Consider the following 18,036-nt stretch of genomic DNA (forward strand, 5'->3'; position numbering starts at 1 on the left):
AAGCCCCCGCCGCCGGGACAAGGGGGGCGGTCGTCCCTGGTCCGGGAGGTGGGCCGGCCGCCCCGCTGAAGGGAGTGACGTGACGTGCGGTTCTGCGGGGCGGCTCAGCCCCAGCAGTTCTCCAGGCCGTAGGCGGTGTCCTTCGACGCGACCCCGTCCTGTGCCTTGTCGCTGATCAGCGTGACGCCGGTGTCGGTGTAACCGGACGCCTTCTTGCCGTCCTTGGCGTACGTCACGACGGCCTTGACGCCCTCGGCTGCCATCTTCAGCGGGTACTGCTGCGACGTGGCGGCGATCTTGCCGTCCTTGACCGCCTGGGTGCCGGTGCAGCCGCCGTCGACGGAGACGATCAGGACGTCCTTCTCCCGGCCCTTCGCCTTGAGAGCGGTGTACGCGCCCAGCGCCGCCGGCTCGTTGATCGTGTAGACGACGTTGATCTCGGGGTTCTTCTGGAGGCAGTTCTCCATCGCGGTCTGGCCCTTGGCCTGGTCGCCGCCGGTGTCCTGGGCGCACAGGACGTCCTTCTCGGCGGCGCCGAAGCCCTTGAGGAAGCCGTCGTGCCGCTGGACGCCCACGGAGACGCCCGGCGCCAGGTCGAGGGTGGCTATTTTCGCGGCCTTGCCCTTCATGGCGGCCTTGGCGTACTCGCCGATCAGCTGGCCGGCCTTGAGGTTGTCGGTGGCGAAGAGGGCGTCGACCGCGCTCTGCGGGTCGGTCGGCGTGTCCAGGGCGATGACCAGGACACCCTTGGCGCGGGCCTTCGCGATCGCGGGCACGATCGCCTTGGAGTCACTGGGCGTGATCAGGATGCCCTTGACCCCGGCGGCGACCATGTTCTCGATCGCGGTGACCTGCCCGGCGTTGTCCCCGTCGAACTTGCCCGCGGCGGTGGACAGCTTGGCGCCGTTCTCCTTGGCGGCCTTCTCCGCGCCCTCCTTCATCTTCACGAAGAACGGGTTGGTGTCGGTCTTGGTGATCAGCCCTACCTTGACTTCACCCGAGCCGGAGCTGGAGGAGCCCGAACCGGAGCCGGACCCGCAGGCCGTCAGGGTGAGGGCCGCGACGCCCGTGACCGCGGCGACTCTGAGGAGGGAGGAGGACAGGCGAGAGGTGCGAGACATGAACGACTCCTGTGGGATAGCGGACGGCACCGGGTAGGGATCAGAGCGTGCCGCCCGGGGTGTCATCGTTGACTTATGTCATCGTTGACACTTCCTGGCGAGGATGATGGACTCCGGATCCCGGCAACGTCAATGCCTTCCACCCGTCACAAATCGGCAACGTCCCGGCCACCGTCTCCGCGCAGTCGCCCGGTCGCGCTGGCGCCGGGTCGCCCCTCAGTCCCGTCCGCCCGAGCCGCCCGCAGTCGTCCCGAGCCGTTTTCCGTACGTTTTCCGTACCGTTCACCGAGTCGCTTCCGAGCCTTTCCCCGCCTTTCGAGAGAGAGCAGCCCATGAGCCCGCGTCAGATCACCGTTCTGGGAGAGTGCGTCGCGGACGCCTTCGCGGAACCGGTCAACGCCTCGAACGAACTCGCTCTGCGAGTGCTCCCCGGCGGCGGGCCCGCGAACACGGCGGTGGCGCTGGCCCGGCTCGGCACACCGGCCCGCTTCCTCGCACGGCTGTCCGGTGACGTGTTCGGCCGCCTGTTCCGGGCCCACCTCGAGGCATCCGGCGTCGACCTCTCGCACGCAGTCTCCGCCGCCGAGCCCAGCACGCTGGCCGTGGCCGAGCTGGACGCCACCGGTCAGGCCGCCTACTCGTTCCACGCGCAGAACACGGCCGACTGGCAGTGGACGCCCGGCGAGCTGGCGGCGGTGGACCTGTCCGGGGCGGCCTGCGTGCACACCGGGTCGCTGGCGCTGGTCCGCGAACCCGGCGGCGCGGTCGTGGAGGAGTTCCTGGCGGCGGCCGCTCCCCGGGCCACCATCAGCATCGATCCCAACGTCCGGCCGCTGCTCGTGCACCCCGACGTCTATCGGGCCCGGCTGGCGCACTGGTGCTCCCTCGCCGACATCCTGCGGCTGAGCGAGGACGACCTGGGGCTGCTGCTGCCGGGCGCCGGGCCGGAGCAGGCCTGCGACATCTGGCACGCCGCGGGGGTGCGGCTGGTGGTGATCACACTCGGCGCCGACGGAGTCCTGGCCTCGCTCGACGGCGAGCGGCTGCGGGTGCCCGCGGTGACCACCCGCGTCGTCGACACCGTCGGCGCCGGCGACTCCTTCACCGCCGGACTTCTGCACCAGCTCGGCTCCCGCGGACTCCTCGGCGGCCGGCTGGACGGTCTGGGCCTCGACGACGTCGCGGAAGCCTGCCGGTTCGGCGCCCGGGTCGCGTCCCTGACCTGCTCGGTCGCCGGCCCCAACCCGCCGTGGCTGGACCAGCTGGCGCAGCTGTCGCCCACCGGCGGGGCCTGAGCGTCCGGGCCGACCGGCCGGGTGCAGTCCACGCCGGGGCGTTGACGTGCGGGGCGCAGTGCGCCCATCATCGGGCCACTCGATGTCATCGATGACACACCTCGGCGGCACTGGGTGCGAAACGGCCGCCGCCCGGGCCTCGACACCGCCCACCGCCCACCGTCCACGCCTCACCCCCCCACGTCCCGGGCGGTCCCGCGACGCGCACCCCGACGCGCGGGCGCCCGGCTCACCCCGCCTCCCCACGACCGACTCCCACGACCGACAAGGACCCGAAACTGTGAAGAAGACCCTGCTCGCCGAGTTCACCGCCCGCGAAGGAGCACAGGACGAGGTCGCCCGCCTGATCGGCGCCTACGCCCTCGAGGTGCGCGAGGAGGAGGGCAACATCGCCTTCGACGTCTACACCAAGGCGGCCGAGCCGCGCGCCTTCTGGATCTTCGAGGTGTACCGGGACGAGGACGCGTTCCAGGCCCATCTGAAGGCCCCGTACGGCGGTCCGTTCAACGCCGCGCTCACTCCGCTGATCGAGGAGACCGCCTCCGTGCTGACCTTCCTCGATCCGCTGGCCTGACGGACGGAATCTCCGTTGCCGACGGGCGGCGCCCGCCGCGATCCTGAGGCCATGGAGTACTTCGTATGCGGCTGAGGCTGCGGCAGTTCAGGCCCCGAACAGGCCCGCACGAACACCGTGTCGTCCAGCCGTCCGAGCCGCTGAGCCGCATCTCGTTGAGCGCGCCCGAACCCATCGGCGCCCTGTTCGGCGACCAGCAGGGGCTGAGCCTGCTCTCGGGGCTTTTCTCCTTCGCCGCCTACTCCCGGCACGCGATCGTCCATGTGCCGCTGCGCGCCTCCCCTCGGCCCGAGGAGGGCTTCGGCACGCCGGTCGACCTCGTCCTCGTGCATCACACGCTCGGTCTGCGCGCCGCCAAGTGGCCTGCCCTGCGACGCAAGTTGGTGCGCGGCACGCCCCTGACCGCGGGCACCGACGAAGCCCGCACCGCGAGGGACGCCGCACGGTGGGCGGAACGCGAGAGGCGGGCCGGCTTCCGCGACCAGGTGCGGCACGCCACCCACGCCGGGGCCTTCTTCCTGTTCGGGAACCGCGAGGCCTTCGCTGCGGCCGCCGCGGGCCTCGCCGAGGCGGCGGACCGGGGTCCGCGTCAGAAGGGCGTCGCGCAGGGCCGGTCTGCGCTCATGACATCGCTTCCCGCCCTGGTCCAGCCGCCCGGCGGCGGTCATGACCTCGAGGTGCTGGTTCTCTTCAAGCCCTGTCCGTCCCACGCCCCCTGCGCACGTCCCGGGAGTTGACCCGACGGGAGCCGGCCCCGGCCGGGCGCGTGCGGGCCTGCGGTGCGGTCAGGGCCGCGGCGGTGTGTGAGGCCCTCGGCGCTGGTCGCCGCTGTCGCGGCGGAGCCGGTCGGTGTGACGGGCCACGTCGTCGACGCGTGCGGCGAGTTCGGGGTGCTCCGGAGTCAGATACGAGCGCGTGCCCGTCAGCGGGCCGACGAGGGCGGCCGCGTCGTCCGCGGCGAGGGCGGAGCTGAGCTCGAGGAGAGGACTGCGGGCGGCGGCCGGGAGGTCGAGCGCCGTGATCTGTCCGGCGAGCCGGCGCAGATCGGCCGCGTTGGCACGCGCCCATGCGGTGACGGTCCGGTCGGCGGCGCGGCGGTCGCGGGTGGCCTGGACGCGTTGCTCGCCCGTGGACCCGGGATTCCCGGGGCGGACGCGCAGGTAGCGGCGTTCGGCGGCCTGGCGGCTGGCGACGCCGAGGGGGTGCGCGAGGTCGGCCCAACTGGCCCCCGCTTCCCGGGCCTCCTCGATGAGGCCCGGTTCCCAGCCGGCGAGCCGGTCGCGCACTTCACGGAGCAGCAGGAGTGCGGCGAGCGCCTGTTCCGAGCTGGGCCGGGCTGACGCGGCACAAGCGTCCGACGGCGGTGTCCCGGCGGTGCGCAGAGCCTCGCTGATCGTGTCGAGGGCCGCAGCCGCGAGGAAGGACGCGGGGGTGACGGGGTGCGGGTCCTGGTGATCGTCGGTGGTCATGCCGCCTCCGGTGGTCGCCGTCATCGTATGGACGACATCTTGCTTGTCATCATTTCGATGACATGTTACAACGGTGGCAGGTCACCCCGCATTGGCAACAAGTGCCTGACCCGAACACTGGAGGTGTTTCCCGATGTTGATGCGCACCGACCCGTTCCGCGAGCTCGACCGACTCACCCAGCAGCTCCTGAACACCACGGGCACCTGGTCGCGGCCGTCGGCGATGCCGATGGACGCCTACCGTGAGGGCGAGGAGTACGTGATCGCCCTCGATCTGCCCGGTGTCTCCCCGGACGCGATCGACGTCGACGTCGAGCGGAACATGCTGACCGTCAAGGCCGAGCGGCGGCCCGTCGCCAAGGCGGACGACGTGCAGATGGAGCTCAGCGAGCGGCCCCTCGGAGTCTTCTCCCGCCAGCTCGTGCTGGCGGACACCCTCGACACCGAGCGCATCGAGGCGGACTACGACGCAGGTGTGCTGACCCTGCGCATCCCCATCGCCGAGCGCGCCAAGCCCCGCAAGGTGGCCATCGGCGGCGGCTCCTCGCAGCGCCAGATCAGCGGCTGAGGTCCCCGCGTCCGGCCGCCCCGAACTCGTCCGGGCGGCCCGACGGGGGAGGGGAGGGGGGTCCCGCGACCGTCCCTCCCCTCCCGCGGGGTCAGCCCTTGCCGAGAAGCTTGTTCATCTCGGTGATCTCGGCCGTCTGCGCGGCCACGATGTCGTCGGCGAGGGACTTGGCGGCCGCGTACTCGCCCTTGTTCTTCTCGGTGCCGGCCATGGCCACGGCGCCCTCGTGATGCTCGACCATCATCGCGAGGAACTTGGCGTCGAAGTCCCTGCCGGACGCCTTCTCGAGCGCGGCCATGTCCGAACCGCCCATCATGCCCGGCATCGCGGAGCCAGAGTGGTCCATTCCGGCCATGGAGCCCTCCATGGCGGCCGAGGAGTCCGGGACGTCCTCACCCCAGGACGTCAGCCAGCCGCTCATGGTCCTGATCTCCGGATCCTGCGCCTTCTCGATGCGCGAGGCGAGGTCCTCGACCTGAGCGGAGGACGCCCGGCCCGCGGCCAGTCGCGCCATCTCCAGGGCCTGGCGGTGGTGCGGGATCATGCCCTGCGCGAAGGACACGTCCTGGGCGTTGTGGGCGCCCGCCGTCACGCCGGCACCGGCCGACGACGACGCGGAGCCGGGAGCGGCCGTGGCGCCACTGCTGCCGTCGCCGTCGCCGCCGCAGGCGGCGAGGACGAGCGCGGCGGCCACGCACGCGGCCGAGACGGCGGCGCGGCGGGTCAGGGTACGGGTACTGCGCATGCTGAAACTCCTGTGGGGTCGTGCGAAAGAGGATCCGGACATGCCGCGGCGCCGAAGGTCGCCGTGCCGGCGACGCGGTGCCGCGTGGTGTCTAGATCCGCAGGAGTTGCAGTTCCGCCAGAGAGGGCGGCGCGCGTGCCTCGTCCGGGGTCCGGCCCGCGTACGGGCAGACGGTGTCGGTGCGCACGGGTACGGCGACCGGGTCGGGGACGAGGGCGCCGAGAGTGGGCGCACCGCTCACCGAGGCCGCCACACAGGTCGGGTCCGCGTGATGGAGGTGCCCCCCGCCGCAGCCCCCGTGGTCCCCGGCGCAGTGCGCCGGCGCGCTGACCGAGACGGCGCTCGAGTGCGGGGCCCCGGCGCGCTCGTGGACGGCGCCCCCGGGCGCCAGGGCGTGCATGGCCAGGATGCCCGCCAGCAGACCGAACACCAGCAGCGCCCGCCACCGCCGCACAGGCGGGGGCGCGAGGTGCTGCTGTGGGGTCTTCATCGCGATCATCCTAGGCAAACGCTGCGGCGGGCTCGTCGGCGGTGTCGACCATGGATACGGGCGCCGGCCGGTCCGCGTTCACCGCGGGCGCGGCTCAGAACGCGTAAGCGGATGCGCAGCCACGGGGCTCGACCGGCCACCAGCGCACGCAGGCGTGCGACGGCCGGCGCCTTGGTGGCGCTGTCGTAGCGGACGTTCAGGGCGCCGTTCTCGGAGCGTTTCGTCTCCTGCAGGTCCGGCCGCCACAGGACCTCCTCGGCGCGAGGATGCCAGCCGAGGTTGACCTCGTGCAGTTCCCGATTGTGCGTCAGCATGATCACCTCTGCGGCGGCCTGTCGCTTCACCCGGTCGGGCAGGACGTCGTCCAGGTGCCCGAGCAGTTCCGTCCAGGCCTCCTCCCAGCCGGGACGGACGACGACGGGGGACAGGTTGAAGTGCACCTCGTAGCCGGCGTCGAGGAAGTCGGCGGCGGCGGCGATCCGCTCGGCCACCGGCGACGTGCGCACGTCCAGCAGCCGGGAGTCCTCCGGGGGCATCACGGAGAAGCGGATCCGGGTCCGGCCCCGGGGGTCGAGCGCCAGCAGGTCGGGGTTGACGAACTTGGTCGCGAAGGAGGCCCTGGCCGTCGGCCACTGCCGGAAGGCGTGCACGAGGTCCGCGGTGTTGTCGCTGATCAAGGCGTCCACCGAACAGTCGCCGTTCTCCCCGACGTCGTACACCCAGGCCTCGGGGTCGCACTGGTTCGGCTCGGGCTTCGGACCCTGCCGGGCGATGTGCCGGCCGATGTGGCCGACGATCCGGTCGATGTCCGTGAAGACGGTGACGGGGTTGGCGTACCCCTTGCGGCGCGGCACGTAGCAGTAGGCGCACGACATCGCGCAGCCGTTGGAGGCGCCCGGCGCGATCCAGTCGGCGGACCGGCCGTTGGGACGCGTCCTCAGCGACTTCCGCTCGCCGAGGACGAGCGTCTCGCCCTTGACGCGCACCCAGCGTGCGACGTTGCCCTCGTTGCCGTGCAGGCCGGGGATGCGCCAGTGCGACTCGACCTCGACCAGCCGGGCCCCGGGGAAGCGGCCGATGATCTGCCGTCCGCGCGGAGAGGCCGCAGCCGCGGGTTCGGCGTGGATCTCCCGCACGGCCAGCAGACGGTGCGCGGCGTCGGAGTCGCGGAAGGACCGCCGGCCGGTGCTCGCCGCCTCGGGCTGCGGACCGAGGGCGTCGAGACCGAACAGGGCGTCGGCGTCGTCCGGGGCGGCGAACGGCTCGTGCATACACGGTCCCGTGGGGGTGAGGGCGGGTGGGGAGAGCAAGAGGCCGGACCGAAAGCGGACGCATGCGGACTGCCCACTGTACGGTCGGCCGGATCAGCCCGACCGTGCCCCGGGACGCGTCACGTACGACCGCGGCCGTGAGGGCGTCGCACGGCCGCCGGTGCGGGCCACGCCGCCCGGCTGCCGGTCCGACGGGCCGGGCAGCCGGGCAGCCGGGCGGGCGCCCGCGGGGCGCTGCCTGCCGTCCACGAGTTGCACGAGCGGGGGAGCCCGAACGCCCGGGTGACGTCCGTGTCGCCGTCGGCAGGCCAGGGCGGCGGGAGCCGCCGCGCGTCGGCCGCGTGCCGAGGCGGCCGGCGCCTGTCACGACGGGCCGGCCTCCCCGGGGCCGAGCCGCACGGTCGTCGTGACCCGGGTGAGGGCGGGCGCCCGGGGAACCGAGCCGAACCCGAACCGCACCGGCGGATCGACCGGCGCGACGCCGCCGAGGTCGCCGCCCTCGAAGGACGCCGACACGGTGCGGACCGGTCGCAGGTCACGGGCTCCGTACCACTCCGTCCGATTCCCGCCCGCGCTGCCGCGGGTGCGCACGCCCGGCAGCAGGACCCGGGCGAGGACGTCGGTCAGCGCGCTCCACGCCGGACGGCGGGCGAGCGGGCCCGGCACGGCGCGCAGCACGAGGCCCAGGAACCCTCGCCGGCCGGTGGTGAACCGCACGAAGAGCGGGCCGGCCGTGACCGTCCACGCGTCGCCGTCGACGCTCACGTCGACCGGGACGACCCGCACGGTGTCGAAGACGTAGGTGTCGCCGACGAAGTCCGCCGTCTCCCTGGTGGGGGCGAACAGCAGTCGCTCCCCGTCAGGACGTTCCACCATCACGTCGCTGAACGCCCCGAACGGCGATCGCGGCCAGTGGCCCACCACGAGGCGGGTCCCGTGGGCCGTGCCCATGCCCGCGATCCAGCCGTCGAAGCGCAGCGTCCGGCGCTGCCCGGTTCCGGTTCCGCGCGGCACACGGATCATCGGCCCGGCTCCTCCCCGCGCGCCGGGATCCGCCCTCCTCGCTCGGCCGTCTCCCGCCGTCATACCGGCTCTCCCGCCTGTGCGCCGCGCACGTCCGGAGCCGGGTACCCCGTCCGGCGTTCGCCCACGCGCCGTCCCGGTGAGGGACGACTCGGCCCGGCCGACGGGTGCCGCGGGAACTTGGGGGTACATGCTGCTCGCCGCGTCCCGAGCCGGTCCGGGAACCGCGGCTTCTGTCTCCCACGGGCGCCGGCCAGGTGATGAGCCATGACCAGTACGCAGGAACGGCCCGAGTCGACTCTCCGCGCCGACGTCCCGGCACGCGCGAGCGCGCAGGAGCGCGCGGCGCGCATACGCCGTCGGCTCGAGCGGCTGATCGGCATCGCGGCGACCGAGGGTAACGCGCTCACCGCGCTGCGCAACGGGGACGAGATCTTCCCCGCGATGCTGGCGGGCATCCGGTCCGCCGAGCACACGGTGGACATGATGACGTTCGTGTACTGGAAGGGGGACATCGCCCGGGACTTCGCGCGGGCGCTGGCCGAGCGCGCCCGGGCCGGCGTGCGGGTACGGCTGCTGCTGGACGGCTTCGGCAGCAGACTCATCGAGAAGGACCTGCTGGAGGAGATGGAACAGGCCGGCGTGCAGGTCGCCTGGTTCCGCAGACCCCTGCTGCTGTCACCGCTGAAGCAGAATCACCGGTGCCACCGCAAGGTCCTCGTCGTCGACGAGCAGACGGCCTTCACCGGTGGTGTCGGCATCGCCGAGGAATGGTGCGGGGACGCCCGTAACGAGCACGAATGGCGTGACACCCATGTCGAGGTCCGCGGGCCGGCCGTGGACGGCATCGCCGCCGCCTTCGCGCAGAACTGGGCCGAGTGCCACGACGAACTCTTCGACGAGCGCGACCGGTTCGTCCAGCACCGTCCGCAGGGCGACGCGGTGGTGCAGGTGGTGCGCGGCTCGGCCAGCTTCGGCTGGCAGGACATGCAGACGCTGATCCGGGTCATGCTGGAGTCGGCGGAGCACCGCTTCCGCCTGGCCACCGCCTATTTCGCACCCGACGAGTACTTCGTCGACCTGCTCTGCGCCACCGCCCGGCGGGGCGTCGAGGTGGAGATCCTGCTGCCCGGACCGCACACCGACAAGCGGGTCTGCCAACTGGCCGGCCAGCACCACTACGAGGCGCTCACCGCCTGCGGGGTGAAGATCTACCAGTACCAGCCGACGATGATGCACGCCAAGGTCATCACCGTGGACGGCGTCGCCGCCCTGGTCGGCTCCACCAACTTCAACCGCCGTTCCCTGGACCACGACGAGGAGATCATGCTCGCCGTGCTGGACGAGAAGTTCACGGTCACCCTCGACGGCCACTTCGACGACGACGTACGGGCCGCCGCCCTGATCCGGGAGGGGCGGTGGAAGCGGCGTTCCGTGCTGCAGCGGGCGCGCGAGGCGGCCGTCGTGCCCATCCGCCGATTTTTGTGACCACATTTCGTGTGCGCGCAGGCATGGAGGCAGAATAAAGGGGTATCCGCGCAACGGCGCCGCCCGCGTTCGGCCGGCGCCGCGGGTGGTTTCTACGGTGCGGGAGGGAACAGGTCATGATGCTCAGGAGCGCGACGTCGACGGACAGGCAGTCCCACGACCTGCCGGACATCGCCTGCCCCTCGCAGGTGGCGCCGAAGGACGCCCGCGAGCTGTCCAGGGTGTTCTTCGACCAGCTCGCGGTGCTGGAGGAGGGCACGCCGGAGTACCAGTACGCGCGGAACACGCTGATCGAGATGAACATGTCGCTGGTGCGGTTCGCGGCCGGCCGGTTCCGCAGTCGGGGGCCGGAGGAGATGGAGGACATCGTCCAGGTCGGCATGATCGGTCTGATCAAGGCGATCGACCGGTTCGAGCTGACGCGTGAGGTCGAGTTCGCGTCGTTCGCCGTTCCGTACATCGTGGGCGAGATCAAGCGGTTCTTCCGGGACACCACGTGGGCGGTCCATGTGCCGCGCCGGCTGCAGGAGGCGCGTGTGCAGCTCGCCCGCGCCACGGAGGAACTGCGCAGCCGTCTCGGCCGTACGCCCACCACGAAGGAACTCTCCGAGCTGATGAGCCTCGGCGAGGACGAGGTGCGCGAGGCGCGCCTCGCCGCCAACGGCTACACGTCGGCGTCCCTGGACGCGGCGATCAGCGGCACCGAGGACGGCGAGGCCGCGCTGGCGGACTTCATCGGCGCCGAGGACCAGGCGCTCGAGCTGGTCGAGGACTTCCAGGTGCTGGCTCCGCTGATCGCCGAACTCGACGAGCGGGACCGGCAGATCATCCACATGCGGTTCGTGGAGGAGCTCACCCAGGCCCAGGTCGGCGAACGCCTCGGCGTCTCCCAGATGCACGTCTCCCGGCTGCTGTCGCGCACCCTCACCCGGCTGCGGGACGGCATGCTCACCGAACGCTGACCACGCCGGGGATCGCCGAGAGGACCCGGTCATCACGGGATCACCCGGCGGATCAGTGGGCGGGCGCGTACAGACGCAGGTGTGCGACGACCCGTTTGCCGGTTTCCAGGGCGACGGTCTGCAACTGGTCGCACAGCCGGGTCACCAGACGCAGGCCGTGCCCGCCGACCCGGCCGGCGTCCTGGGGCCGCAGTTCGGGCGGACGGGGAGAGCTGTCGCTCACGGTGACCCGCAGCAGGGCGGCGTCCGGCGTCACTTCCAGGGCCAGCCCGCCCGGGCCGGGCGCGTGACGCAGTGCGTTGGTGACGAGTTCGCTCACGATGAGCTGGGCGTCCTGACTGGGGCGCTGGTCGGGCTGGTGTCCGGCCCGGGCCAGCAGCGTGCGCACCGCCGCGCGAGCCTCGGCGATGGACGCGCCCGGCGCGTCCCAGGCGGCGCTGAACAGCAGGGGTGCGCGGCGCTTGGGTGCGGGCGCTGCCCGATCTTCCAGGGGGGTGGCCATAGAACTCTTTCCCGGGGTCGTCCTCGTCGGTGCGTCAGGGGTTGTCGTGGTCGTGTGATGCGGATACCCGCCGGCCTCCGGTTCATGAGGCGCCCGCAGCCGGGGCGTCCGATGAACGGCCGGTTCCCGGGCGAGGGCGGGGCCGCACGCCCCGCCGTTCACCGCGGATCCGGCCGGCGCGGCGGTTGGAAGCAGGCGGTGACCTTCTTGCCGCGGGGGCAGTGGTAGGCCAGCCAGTCGTCGGCGAGCGCGTCGACCAGCAGCAGACCGCGCCCGCCGGGGGCCGTGGCGCTCGCGTCGCGCGGCTCGGGAAGGCGGGGCGAGGCGTCGTGCACGGTCACGTGCAGGCACTCCTCGTCCCAGGTGAGGATCAGCTGCGCCGCGCTCCGGGCGTGCAGATGGGCGTTGGTGACCAGTTCGGACACGGCCAGCACCACGGAATCCACCAGATCGGGCACCGTCCGCGACCATGCCAGCGTCTCCAGGTGTGCACGCGTCCAGTCCCGGGCTGTCTTCGCCCCGCTGTTGAGCGGCAGCGAGCGCGCCCACCCCACAGCCCTCAGCGATGAGTCCTTCGCCACTGTCCCTCCTCGCACCGACCGTCGTCGATGTCCCGTCTGCCCAGAAACAACGGAGTCAAGGTCGCCGAGAGGGATGTGTCTCACCGCGGGGGAGCGCTCATGCCTCCCGGGGCGCGGGGCGGGTGAGGTCGGCAGAGCGGCTCTCCGCCACGACCTGGTAGCCGGCGCTCGTGTACAGGCTCATGGCCACGTCGTTGCCGCCCCACACGGTGAACATCAGCGTGTCGTCACCGGCCGCGAGAACGGCCTGTTCGCCCGCCGCCATCGCGGCACGTCCGAACCCGTTGCCGCGGTGCCGCTCGTGCACGTGGAGCGAGTAGCCGTAGGTGACGCCCGGAAGATGCCCGTGCCGCAACCAGCCGGCGCCGATCCGCTCCCCGGCGGCCTCGAGCACCAGGAACGTGTGGTCGGCCGTCGCCAGGCCCTCGGGAATCAGCTCGGCGAAGTCACGGTCCGACTTGCGCACGGCCTCCTCGAGGCTCAGGGCACCCGCGCGGACGATGCCGGAGACGTAGGCGGTCTTCTCCGAGTCCAGCCAGTCGGGGAATTCGGCCGGTGTCATCGGCCGCGCGGTGACGCCGGCCGGCGGTGCCGACGGGGAGCCGAACCGTCGCGCCCTGAGCTGGCCGCGGACGCGGTAGTCCTCGAACGGTTCGCCGGCGGGCTCGGCGAGCCGTGTCTCCACCCTGCTCGCGCCGCGTCGCGCGCACCACTCCTCGGCCCACTCCCGGGCCGCCCGCTCGTGCCCCCGGCCCGCGTGGGGGGCGTCGACGCGGAGGTCCCCGATCTGGCCCACACGGGCGTCGTCGGCGTCGGTCACGGCCACGGCGACGTATCCGACACGGGTGCCGGCGTCCGTGATCGCGGCGACCGTCCAGTCACCGGCGTCGCCGCGGGCGTCCCGCAGCATGCGTTCCGCCGCGGCGGCCCCGAGACCGGCCGCCGCGTAGGAGGCGCGTCGGCTCCGTTCGAAGCCGGTCTGCCATTCGGAGGTGTCGTCGAGGAGAGTGAATGCTGTCACGTGAGCACACTAACGGCACGGTCAGGAAGGCGAGTTGCCGCCCGGCGCGGGGTGCCCGGGGTCGGCGGGCCGCTCTCCGAAGGCGGCGGTGAGCGCTCTTTCGACCAGGTCGGGCAGCCGGGTGCGTGCGTCGTCCTCGGCCCAGCGCACCAGCGCAGTGTGCAGAGCGGCGAGGCAGGCGCTCGCCGCGGCGTGGGCGCGGAACGCCGCGTCGGGATCGGCGGCGTCGCGCCCCTGACGGGACGGCCCACCGCGGCCCCGCGCCGCGGCCGCCCTGCCGGGACGCGCCTCACGCCCGCGTCGGGGCCCGCAGGGCGAGAAGGGCGACGTCGTCGTCGTTGGCGGTGGGACGCACCCGGCGCAGCAGTTGGTCGGCGAAGGAGGCCAGTGGACGGTGCGCGAGCGCGGCGGCGTGCCGGCGCAGCCGGTGCAGGCCCTCGTCGAGGGTGTGGCCGGGTTCTTCGATCAGGCCGTCGGTGTAGAGGAGCAGGGTGGACCCGGGCGGCAACGGCGCGGTGGCGTCGGTGCGGGGCCTGCGGGCGCCGGTGCCCAGGAGGATGCCGTGTCCTCCGGTGAGGTATTCGGCCAGGCCGTCGTGACTGATCAGCAGGGGTGGCGGATGGCCGGCGTTGGTCCAGGTCAGTCGCCAGTGGCCGTCGTCGGCCGCTTCGATCCGGGCGAGGATCAACGTGGCCATCGCGACGTCGGTGATGTGCATGACCGCCTCGTCGAGACGGGCCACGATCTGGCTGGGCGGCTCGTGCAGAGCCCAGGCGTAGGCGCGCAGCATGTTGCGCACCTGCGCCATGCCGGCCGCCGCCTCCAGATCGTGACCGACGACGTCGCCGACGGCCAGCGCGGTGGCTCCGTCCGACAGCGAGAAGGCGTCGTACCAGTCGCCCCCCACCTGCGAGGCGTCGGGCGCGGGCAGGTAGCGGACCGTCATCTGCAGGCCGGGGACGCGCGGCATCTGGGGCAGCAGGTGGTTCTGCATCGTCTCGGCGACCTTGCGCTGACGCTGGTAGAGACGGGCGTTGTCCAGGGCGAGGCCGGCGCGGCGGGCGATGTCCTCGAGCAGGGGGAGATCGGTGGTGTGGAAGTCCCCCGGCTGCTTGGCGCGGCCCAGGGTCAACGCCCCGAGGACCGCGCGGGTGCTGCGGATGGGAGCGATGGCCGCGGAGTGCACACCGGTGGCCTCGAACAGGCGGCGCTGCTCGACCGCGATGCCGGAGTCCGGCGCCCCCTGGTAGGTCTGCGGGCGGGCCAGGGTCGAGGCGACCCCGCGCAGCGCCCTCGACAGAGGCATCGGTGACTCCTCGGGAATCGGCGGCATCGGCCCCTGGAGTTCCTCGTGGCGCACCAGCTCACCGCCGTCCGCCTCGACGACGACGGTGCGCCACACCTCGTCGCGCTCCGTGATGAGGTCGACGATGACCCAGTCCGCCAGCCGCGGCAGCACCAGACCCACCAGCCGCCGCAGTGCCTCCTCGGCGTCGAGGGTGGACGTCAGCTGAGTGGTCGTCGCGGCCAGCAGCGCGAGCCGTTCGAACTCCGGCAGCAGCGTGGGAGCCGGTTCGGGCCGGACACCGTCCCCCTCGGAATGAAGAGCGTGGAAGAGGACGAGGGTGCTGCGCTCGTGGTCCGCGAGGTCGAACGGGGTTATCAGCCACGAGATGGGCAGCAGGGAGCCGTCCCCGCGCGCGAAGTAGTCCTCCCGGGTCTGAGCGGTGCGCCCGGCGTGGAACGCCTGCCGCATCTTGCACTGACTTCTCGGCAGGGGCTGGCCGTGTGCGTCCCGGTGCAGCAGGTCGTGCGCGTCATGGCAGAGCAGATCCGCCGCGGCCCGGCCCAGCAGCTGCTCGGCGCGTGCGTTGACGGCGAGTATGCGGCCCTGCTCGTCCACGACGTAGGCCCCGGTCCCGATGGCCTCGAGCCCACCGGCCAAGGCGGTCACAGGCGCCGTCAGGGGCCTTCCCCCGTGGCTCTCCTCCTGCTCCGGTCCTCCTGCCATGCCCAGATCTCCTCAGCTCACCGCCGGCACGCCCGCTCGACGGTATCCGCTTCCCGACTGCCCCGGCAGCACGAAACGAAGCTGCCGGGAGGCGCAGCCCGCCCCGTCGGGTCGGAACGCGCCACGGCTCCGGGACGCGCGTCGGCGTCGTCGGGACGGGCGGTTCACACGGCGGGGCTTCGGCGTCCGGAGCACGCGCCGATCGGCGGCGGCCGGTCGTGTCGCCGGTGCGGGACGGGAGCTGCCGGACCGGCTCGGTGACGTGCTCCGATCCGATGTGAAGCGAGCCGAGGCCGCCGCGCACGGCCGCCCGGCAGGCGCGGCTGAGGTGCTCCACGGAAGCCGCGCTCTGCTCGGTGAGAGCTGTGTGCGCCGCCCGCGCGTCTCGGGTGACTCACCGGGCCAGCGGATCGGGGGCGGCCTGCCAGGGTCGGCACAGGGCGAGGAGGGTATCGCCGCGGCCGGTGAAGGCGAAGTCGTCGATGGACGGCATGCCGGTCGCGTGGACCTTGCCGGGGCGAGCGGGGCGCCGGCTCAGGGGGCCGGGAAGAGGGACCGGTTGGCGATGTCGATGATGAACGGGCCGATGTGGGAGGGGTATCGGTCCACGATGGCCTCCTTGTACGCCTGGCCGTCGTCGCCGAGCAGTTCGCGGGCGTCGTCGAGGTAGCGGTGCACCTGCTCGTAGACCTCCGGCCCGGTGGGCAGGCCGTGGCCGGCGAGGATCGTGTCGTAACCGGACTCGGCGGCCAGCGCGTCGACGGCGCGCTGCCAGCCGGCGATGTCGTTGTTGCCCAGGTAGAGGTGGACGTCGTTGTAGACCAGGTCCTGGGCGACCAGGACGCGCTGCTCGGGCAGCTTGATGAGCAGTTCGTCGGCGGCCTCACCGCCCGCGACCGCCTCGAAGACGAACGGGACGCCGTCGATGACCTCGGTGCCCGGGGTGAGATCCACCGTCGGCGTGAACTCGGTGACCGGGATGACCAGACCGGTCGGCAGCCGGCTGTCGCCGCGGGCGACGATCTGCTCGCGTACCTCGGCCAGGGCGTGCACGGGGACGCCGAAGCGGGAGGCGCCGTTGTAGTGGTCCGGGTGGGCGTGGGTGACGATGAGCCGGTCGACGGGCTTGCCCAGCCCCTTCGCATAGGCGACGGCCTCGTCGGCGTAGGCGGGGACGAGCTGGGCGTCGACCGCGATGATCCGGGCCGGCGTCTCGATGAGCTGCGTGGTGGTGTGGAAGGTGTCGGCCGGGGACATGTAGCTGTGGATGCGGACCGTGCCCTTGTCGAGGACCGTGACAGTGCCGTTCATGAAACTCTCCCTGCGGTGCAGGACGGCCTCTCGCCGTCTTGGTGTCCTCCACTCTGGTCGTGAAACCGCAGGCAGGCGAGATAGCCTGAAGACACGGCATGGTAAATCGAGGACATATGGAGATCGCGTTGCGTCCTGCTGACTTTGCCGGCGTCGAGCCGTTCGAGGGCAACGCCATCCTCCGGCTCGACTTCGATCCGCCCGAGGAACGCGTTCCCGGGTTCGAGATCATCGATCTTGCGACCCTGCACGAACGCCGGCGGCGCCGACGCAGGCGGCCCGACCTGGTGCACCGGGTCGATTTCCATACGCTCACCCTCATCACCGAGGGCAGCGGCGAACACGCCGTCGACTTCGTGACGTACCCCTGCCGCCCCGGCACCCTGCTGTGGGTCCGTCCCGGTCAGGTGCAGAGTTTCGTGCGACCGGGCACCGCCGACGGGACGCACCTGCTGTTCACGCCGGCATTCCCGCCGCACAACAGCACCGCCGACCGGCTGGTGAACGAGTGGTACGGGCCGGCGTGCCGGCAACTGGGAGCGAGCCCCACCTACGCGGTGCTGTCCACGTTGCTGGGCCAGCTGCGTGCCGAGTACGGCCGGCCGGAGGGGACGGTGTCGGCAGAGATCCTGCAACTGCTGCTGGCCACCGTGCTGTTGCAGATCGACCGGCTGCCCCACGCCGAAGGCGGCACCGACCCGTACGCGGGCGGCGAGGTGTACGCCCGCTTCCGCGCCGAGCTGGAACGCTCCTACGCCGCCACCCGCCGCGCCGCCGACTACGCGCACCGCCTCGGTTACACCGTCAAGACCCTCACCCGTGCCTGCACCGCCGCCACCGGACAGCCCGTCAAACAGGTCATCGACGGCCGCGTCGCGCTGGAGGCGCAACGTCTGCTCGCCCACACCGACGAACCGGTGGCGACGATCGCCCGCCGCCTCGGCTTCCCCGAACCCACCAACTTCGGCAAGTTCTTCACCCGTCACACCGGCGTCACCCCCGGCGCCTTCCGGCAGACGCACCAGAACCAGCAGTGAGCCGGTCCGGCTCGGGGGCCGCGGGCGGGGCGGCGCGGCGGCGGAACCGAGAGCGCCGGGACGGCGAACGGCGACGGCCCTGGGGCCGCCGCCGCGTGTCCGGTGCGCAGGAAGGGATCAGCGCTTGGTGTAGAGGAAGCCGAGCTTGTCGATCTCGTCCCCGGCGCGGCCGTGGAACCCGGCTATCTGCCACCCCGTCGGGGCGGTGCGCGTCACGCAGTCGGACGTGGTGGTCCCGCCGGACAGGCTGCGGCCGAGGTTGGTGGTGAACTTGGCGGAGAAGACGCGTGTCAGACCGTCCTTCTGGCCCTGGCACAGCTGGGCGGAGGTGACGTACTCGCCGCTGCCCAGCGTCAGGGTCGACACGGTGCCGCCGGCGCCGCCGTGGGTGAGGACCTTGCCGCCCGCGAGGGTCAGCGCGACGCCGTCGACGCGGGAGCCGCTGCGCAGCGAGAGGCTGACGGGGCTCGCGCCGGCCGGTACGGCGTCGATGTCGTTGTAGTAGTCGCCGTGGGGTCCGCCGAACTGGTCGCTGAGCTGGAAGTCGGGGTTGCGCGACCAGGAGAA

General features: G+C 72.4%; 20 protein-coding genes. 7 read left to right on the plus strand and 13 right to left on the minus strand.

The window, feature by feature from the left end; translation table 11 throughout:
• Window positions 1–104: 104 nt before the first annotated feature.
• Window positions 105–1,121 (minus strand): sugar ABC transporter substrate-binding protein, encoded by a 1,017-nt coding sequence (locus ACH4ZA_RS12430; protein ID WP_398429246.1) that lies wholly within the window; start codon window positions 1,119–1,121, stop codon window positions 105–107.
• Between the two features lie 332 nt (window positions 1,122–1,453).
• Here ACH4ZA_RS12430 and ACH4ZA_RS12435 point away from each other — a divergent pair, with 332 nt between their 5' ends.
• From ACH4ZA_RS12435 to ACH4ZA_RS12445, 3 genes are all read left to right on the plus strand, one after another.
• Window positions 1,454–2,416 carry a carbohydrate kinase gene (locus ACH4ZA_RS12435; protein ID WP_398429248.1) on the plus strand — a complete coding sequence of 321 codons (963 nt, stop codon included), beginning with the start codon at window positions 1,454–1,456 and terminating at the stop codon, window positions 2,414–2,416.
• 280 nt (window positions 2,417–2,696) lie between these two features.
• On the plus strand, window positions 2,697–2,990 hold the full coding sequence (locus ACH4ZA_RS12440; RefSeq protein WP_398429249.1) for a putative quinol monooxygenase: 294 nt from the start codon (window positions 2,697–2,699) through the stop codon (window positions 2,988–2,990).
• A gap of 65 nt (window positions 2,991–3,055) precedes the next feature.
• Complete coding sequence (locus ACH4ZA_RS12445; protein ID WP_398429250.1) at window positions 3,056–3,727, plus strand: hypothetical protein; 672 nt, start codon at window positions 3,056–3,058, stop codon at window positions 3,725–3,727.
• A 48-nt stretch (window positions 3,728–3,775) separates the two neighbouring features.
• On the opposite strand, the gene ACH4ZA_RS12450 is transcribed toward ACH4ZA_RS12445, so the two are convergent.
• Complete coding sequence (locus ACH4ZA_RS12450) at window positions 3,776–4,459, minus strand: type III effector protein (protein WP_398429251.1); 684 nt, start codon at window positions 4,457–4,459, stop codon at window positions 3,776–3,778.
• Window positions 4,460–4,592: 133 nt separating this feature from the next.
• Here ACH4ZA_RS12450 and ACH4ZA_RS12455 point away from each other — a divergent pair, with 133 nt between their 5' ends.
• Window positions 4,593–5,027, plus strand: coding sequence for an Hsp20/alpha crystallin family protein (locus ACH4ZA_RS12455; RefSeq protein WP_398429252.1), 435 nt, complete (start codon window positions 4,593–4,595; stop codon window positions 5,025–5,027).
• 91 nt (window positions 5,028–5,118) lie between these two features.
• Here the strand turns inward: ACH4ZA_RS12455 and ACH4ZA_RS12460 are convergent, their stop codons facing one another.
• From ACH4ZA_RS12460 to ACH4ZA_RS12475, 4 genes are all read right to left on the minus strand, one after another.
• Complete coding sequence (locus ACH4ZA_RS12460; RefSeq protein WP_398429253.1) at window positions 5,119–5,772, minus strand: DUF305 domain-containing protein; 654 nt, start codon at window positions 5,770–5,772, stop codon at window positions 5,119–5,121.
• A gap of 91 nt (window positions 5,773–5,863) precedes the next feature.
• Window positions 5,864–6,262, minus strand: coding sequence for a DUF6153 family protein (locus ACH4ZA_RS12465; RefSeq protein ID WP_398429254.1), 399 nt, complete (start codon window positions 6,260–6,262; stop codon window positions 5,864–5,866).
• 5 nt (window positions 6,263–6,267) lie between these two features.
• Window positions 6,268–7,533, minus strand: coding sequence for a spore photoproduct lyase family protein (locus ACH4ZA_RS12470; RefSeq protein ID WP_398429255.1), 1,266 nt, complete (start codon window positions 7,531–7,533; stop codon window positions 6,268–6,270).
• A 363-nt stretch (window positions 7,534–7,896) separates the two neighbouring features.
• The gene (locus tag ACH4ZA_RS12475; RefSeq protein WP_398429256.1) at window positions 7,897–8,556 is read right to left on the minus strand and encodes a hypothetical protein; all 660 of its coding nucleotides are present in this window, start codon (window positions 8,554–8,556) and stop codon (window positions 7,897–7,899) included.
• A gap of 267 nt (window positions 8,557–8,823) precedes the next feature.
• Here ACH4ZA_RS12475 and ACH4ZA_RS12480 point away from each other — a divergent pair, with 267 nt between their 5' ends.
• Window positions 8,824–10,044 (plus strand): phosphatidylserine/phosphatidylglycerophosphate/cardiolipin synthase family protein, encoded by a 1,221-nt coding sequence (locus ACH4ZA_RS12480; protein ID WP_398429257.1) that lies wholly within the window; start codon window positions 8,824–8,826, stop codon window positions 10,042–10,044.
• A gap of 116 nt (window positions 10,045–10,160) precedes the next feature.
• Window positions 10,161–11,006 (plus strand): RNA polymerase sigma factor SigF, encoded by an 846-nt coding sequence (locus tag ACH4ZA_RS12485; protein WP_398429258.1) that lies wholly within the window; start codon window positions 10,161–10,163, stop codon window positions 11,004–11,006.
• A 52-nt stretch (window positions 11,007–11,058) separates the two neighbouring features.
• Here the strand turns inward: ACH4ZA_RS12485 and ACH4ZA_RS12490 are convergent, their stop codons facing one another.
• The 6 genes from ACH4ZA_RS12490 to ACH4ZA_RS12515 form a co-directional block, all read right to left on the minus strand.
• Window positions 11,059–11,508: an ATP-binding protein gene (locus tag ACH4ZA_RS12490; RefSeq protein ID WP_398429259.1), complete on the minus strand. Its 450-nt coding sequence runs from the start codon at window positions 11,506–11,508 to the stop codon at window positions 11,059–11,061.
• A gap of 158 nt (window positions 11,509–11,666) precedes the next feature.
• The gene (locus ACH4ZA_RS12495) at window positions 11,667–12,089 is read right to left on the minus strand and encodes an ATP-binding protein (protein ID WP_398429260.1); all 423 of its coding nucleotides are present in this window, start codon (window positions 12,087–12,089) and stop codon (window positions 11,667–11,669) included.
• Between the two features lie 97 nt (window positions 12,090–12,186).
• A complete protein-coding gene (locus tag ACH4ZA_RS12500; RefSeq protein ID WP_398429261.1) occupies window positions 12,187–13,110 on the minus strand; it encodes a GNAT family N-acetyltransferase in 924 nt (307 codons plus the stop codon).
• Window positions 13,111–13,131: 21 nt separating this feature from the next.
• Window positions 13,132–13,260, minus strand: coding sequence for a hypothetical protein (locus tag ACH4ZA_RS12505; protein ID WP_398429262.1), 129 nt, complete (start codon window positions 13,258–13,260; stop codon window positions 13,132–13,134).
• Between the two features lie 139 nt (window positions 13,261–13,399).
• On the minus strand, window positions 13,400–15,121 hold the full coding sequence (locus ACH4ZA_RS12510) for a SpoIIE family protein phosphatase (RefSeq protein WP_398429263.1): 1,722 nt from the start codon (window positions 15,119–15,121) through the stop codon (window positions 13,400–13,402).
• A gap of 534 nt (window positions 15,122–15,655) precedes the next feature.
• On the minus strand, window positions 15,656–16,432 hold the full coding sequence (locus tag ACH4ZA_RS12515) for an MBL fold metallo-hydrolase (RefSeq protein WP_398429265.1): 777 nt from the start codon (window positions 16,430–16,432) through the stop codon (window positions 15,656–15,658).
• A 116-nt stretch (window positions 16,433–16,548) separates the two neighbouring features.
• Here ACH4ZA_RS12515 and ACH4ZA_RS12520 point away from each other — a divergent pair, with 116 nt between their 5' ends.
• Complete coding sequence (locus ACH4ZA_RS12520; RefSeq protein WP_398429266.1) at window positions 16,549–17,469, plus strand: AraC family transcriptional regulator; 921 nt, start codon at window positions 16,549–16,551, stop codon at window positions 17,467–17,469.
• A 117-nt stretch (window positions 17,470–17,586) separates the two neighbouring features.
• Here the strand turns inward: ACH4ZA_RS12520 and ACH4ZA_RS12525 are convergent.
• Window positions 17,587–18,036: jacalin-like lectin (locus ACH4ZA_RS12525; protein ID WP_398429267.1), on the minus strand; the 450-nt coding region annotated here is incomplete at its 5' end.

The sequence above is a fragment of the Streptomyces sp. NPDC020597 genome, assembly GCF_044335095.1.
In the GTDB taxonomy this organism is placed as follows: domain Bacteria; phylum Actinomycetota; class Actinomycetes; order Streptomycetales; family Streptomycetaceae; genus Streptomyces.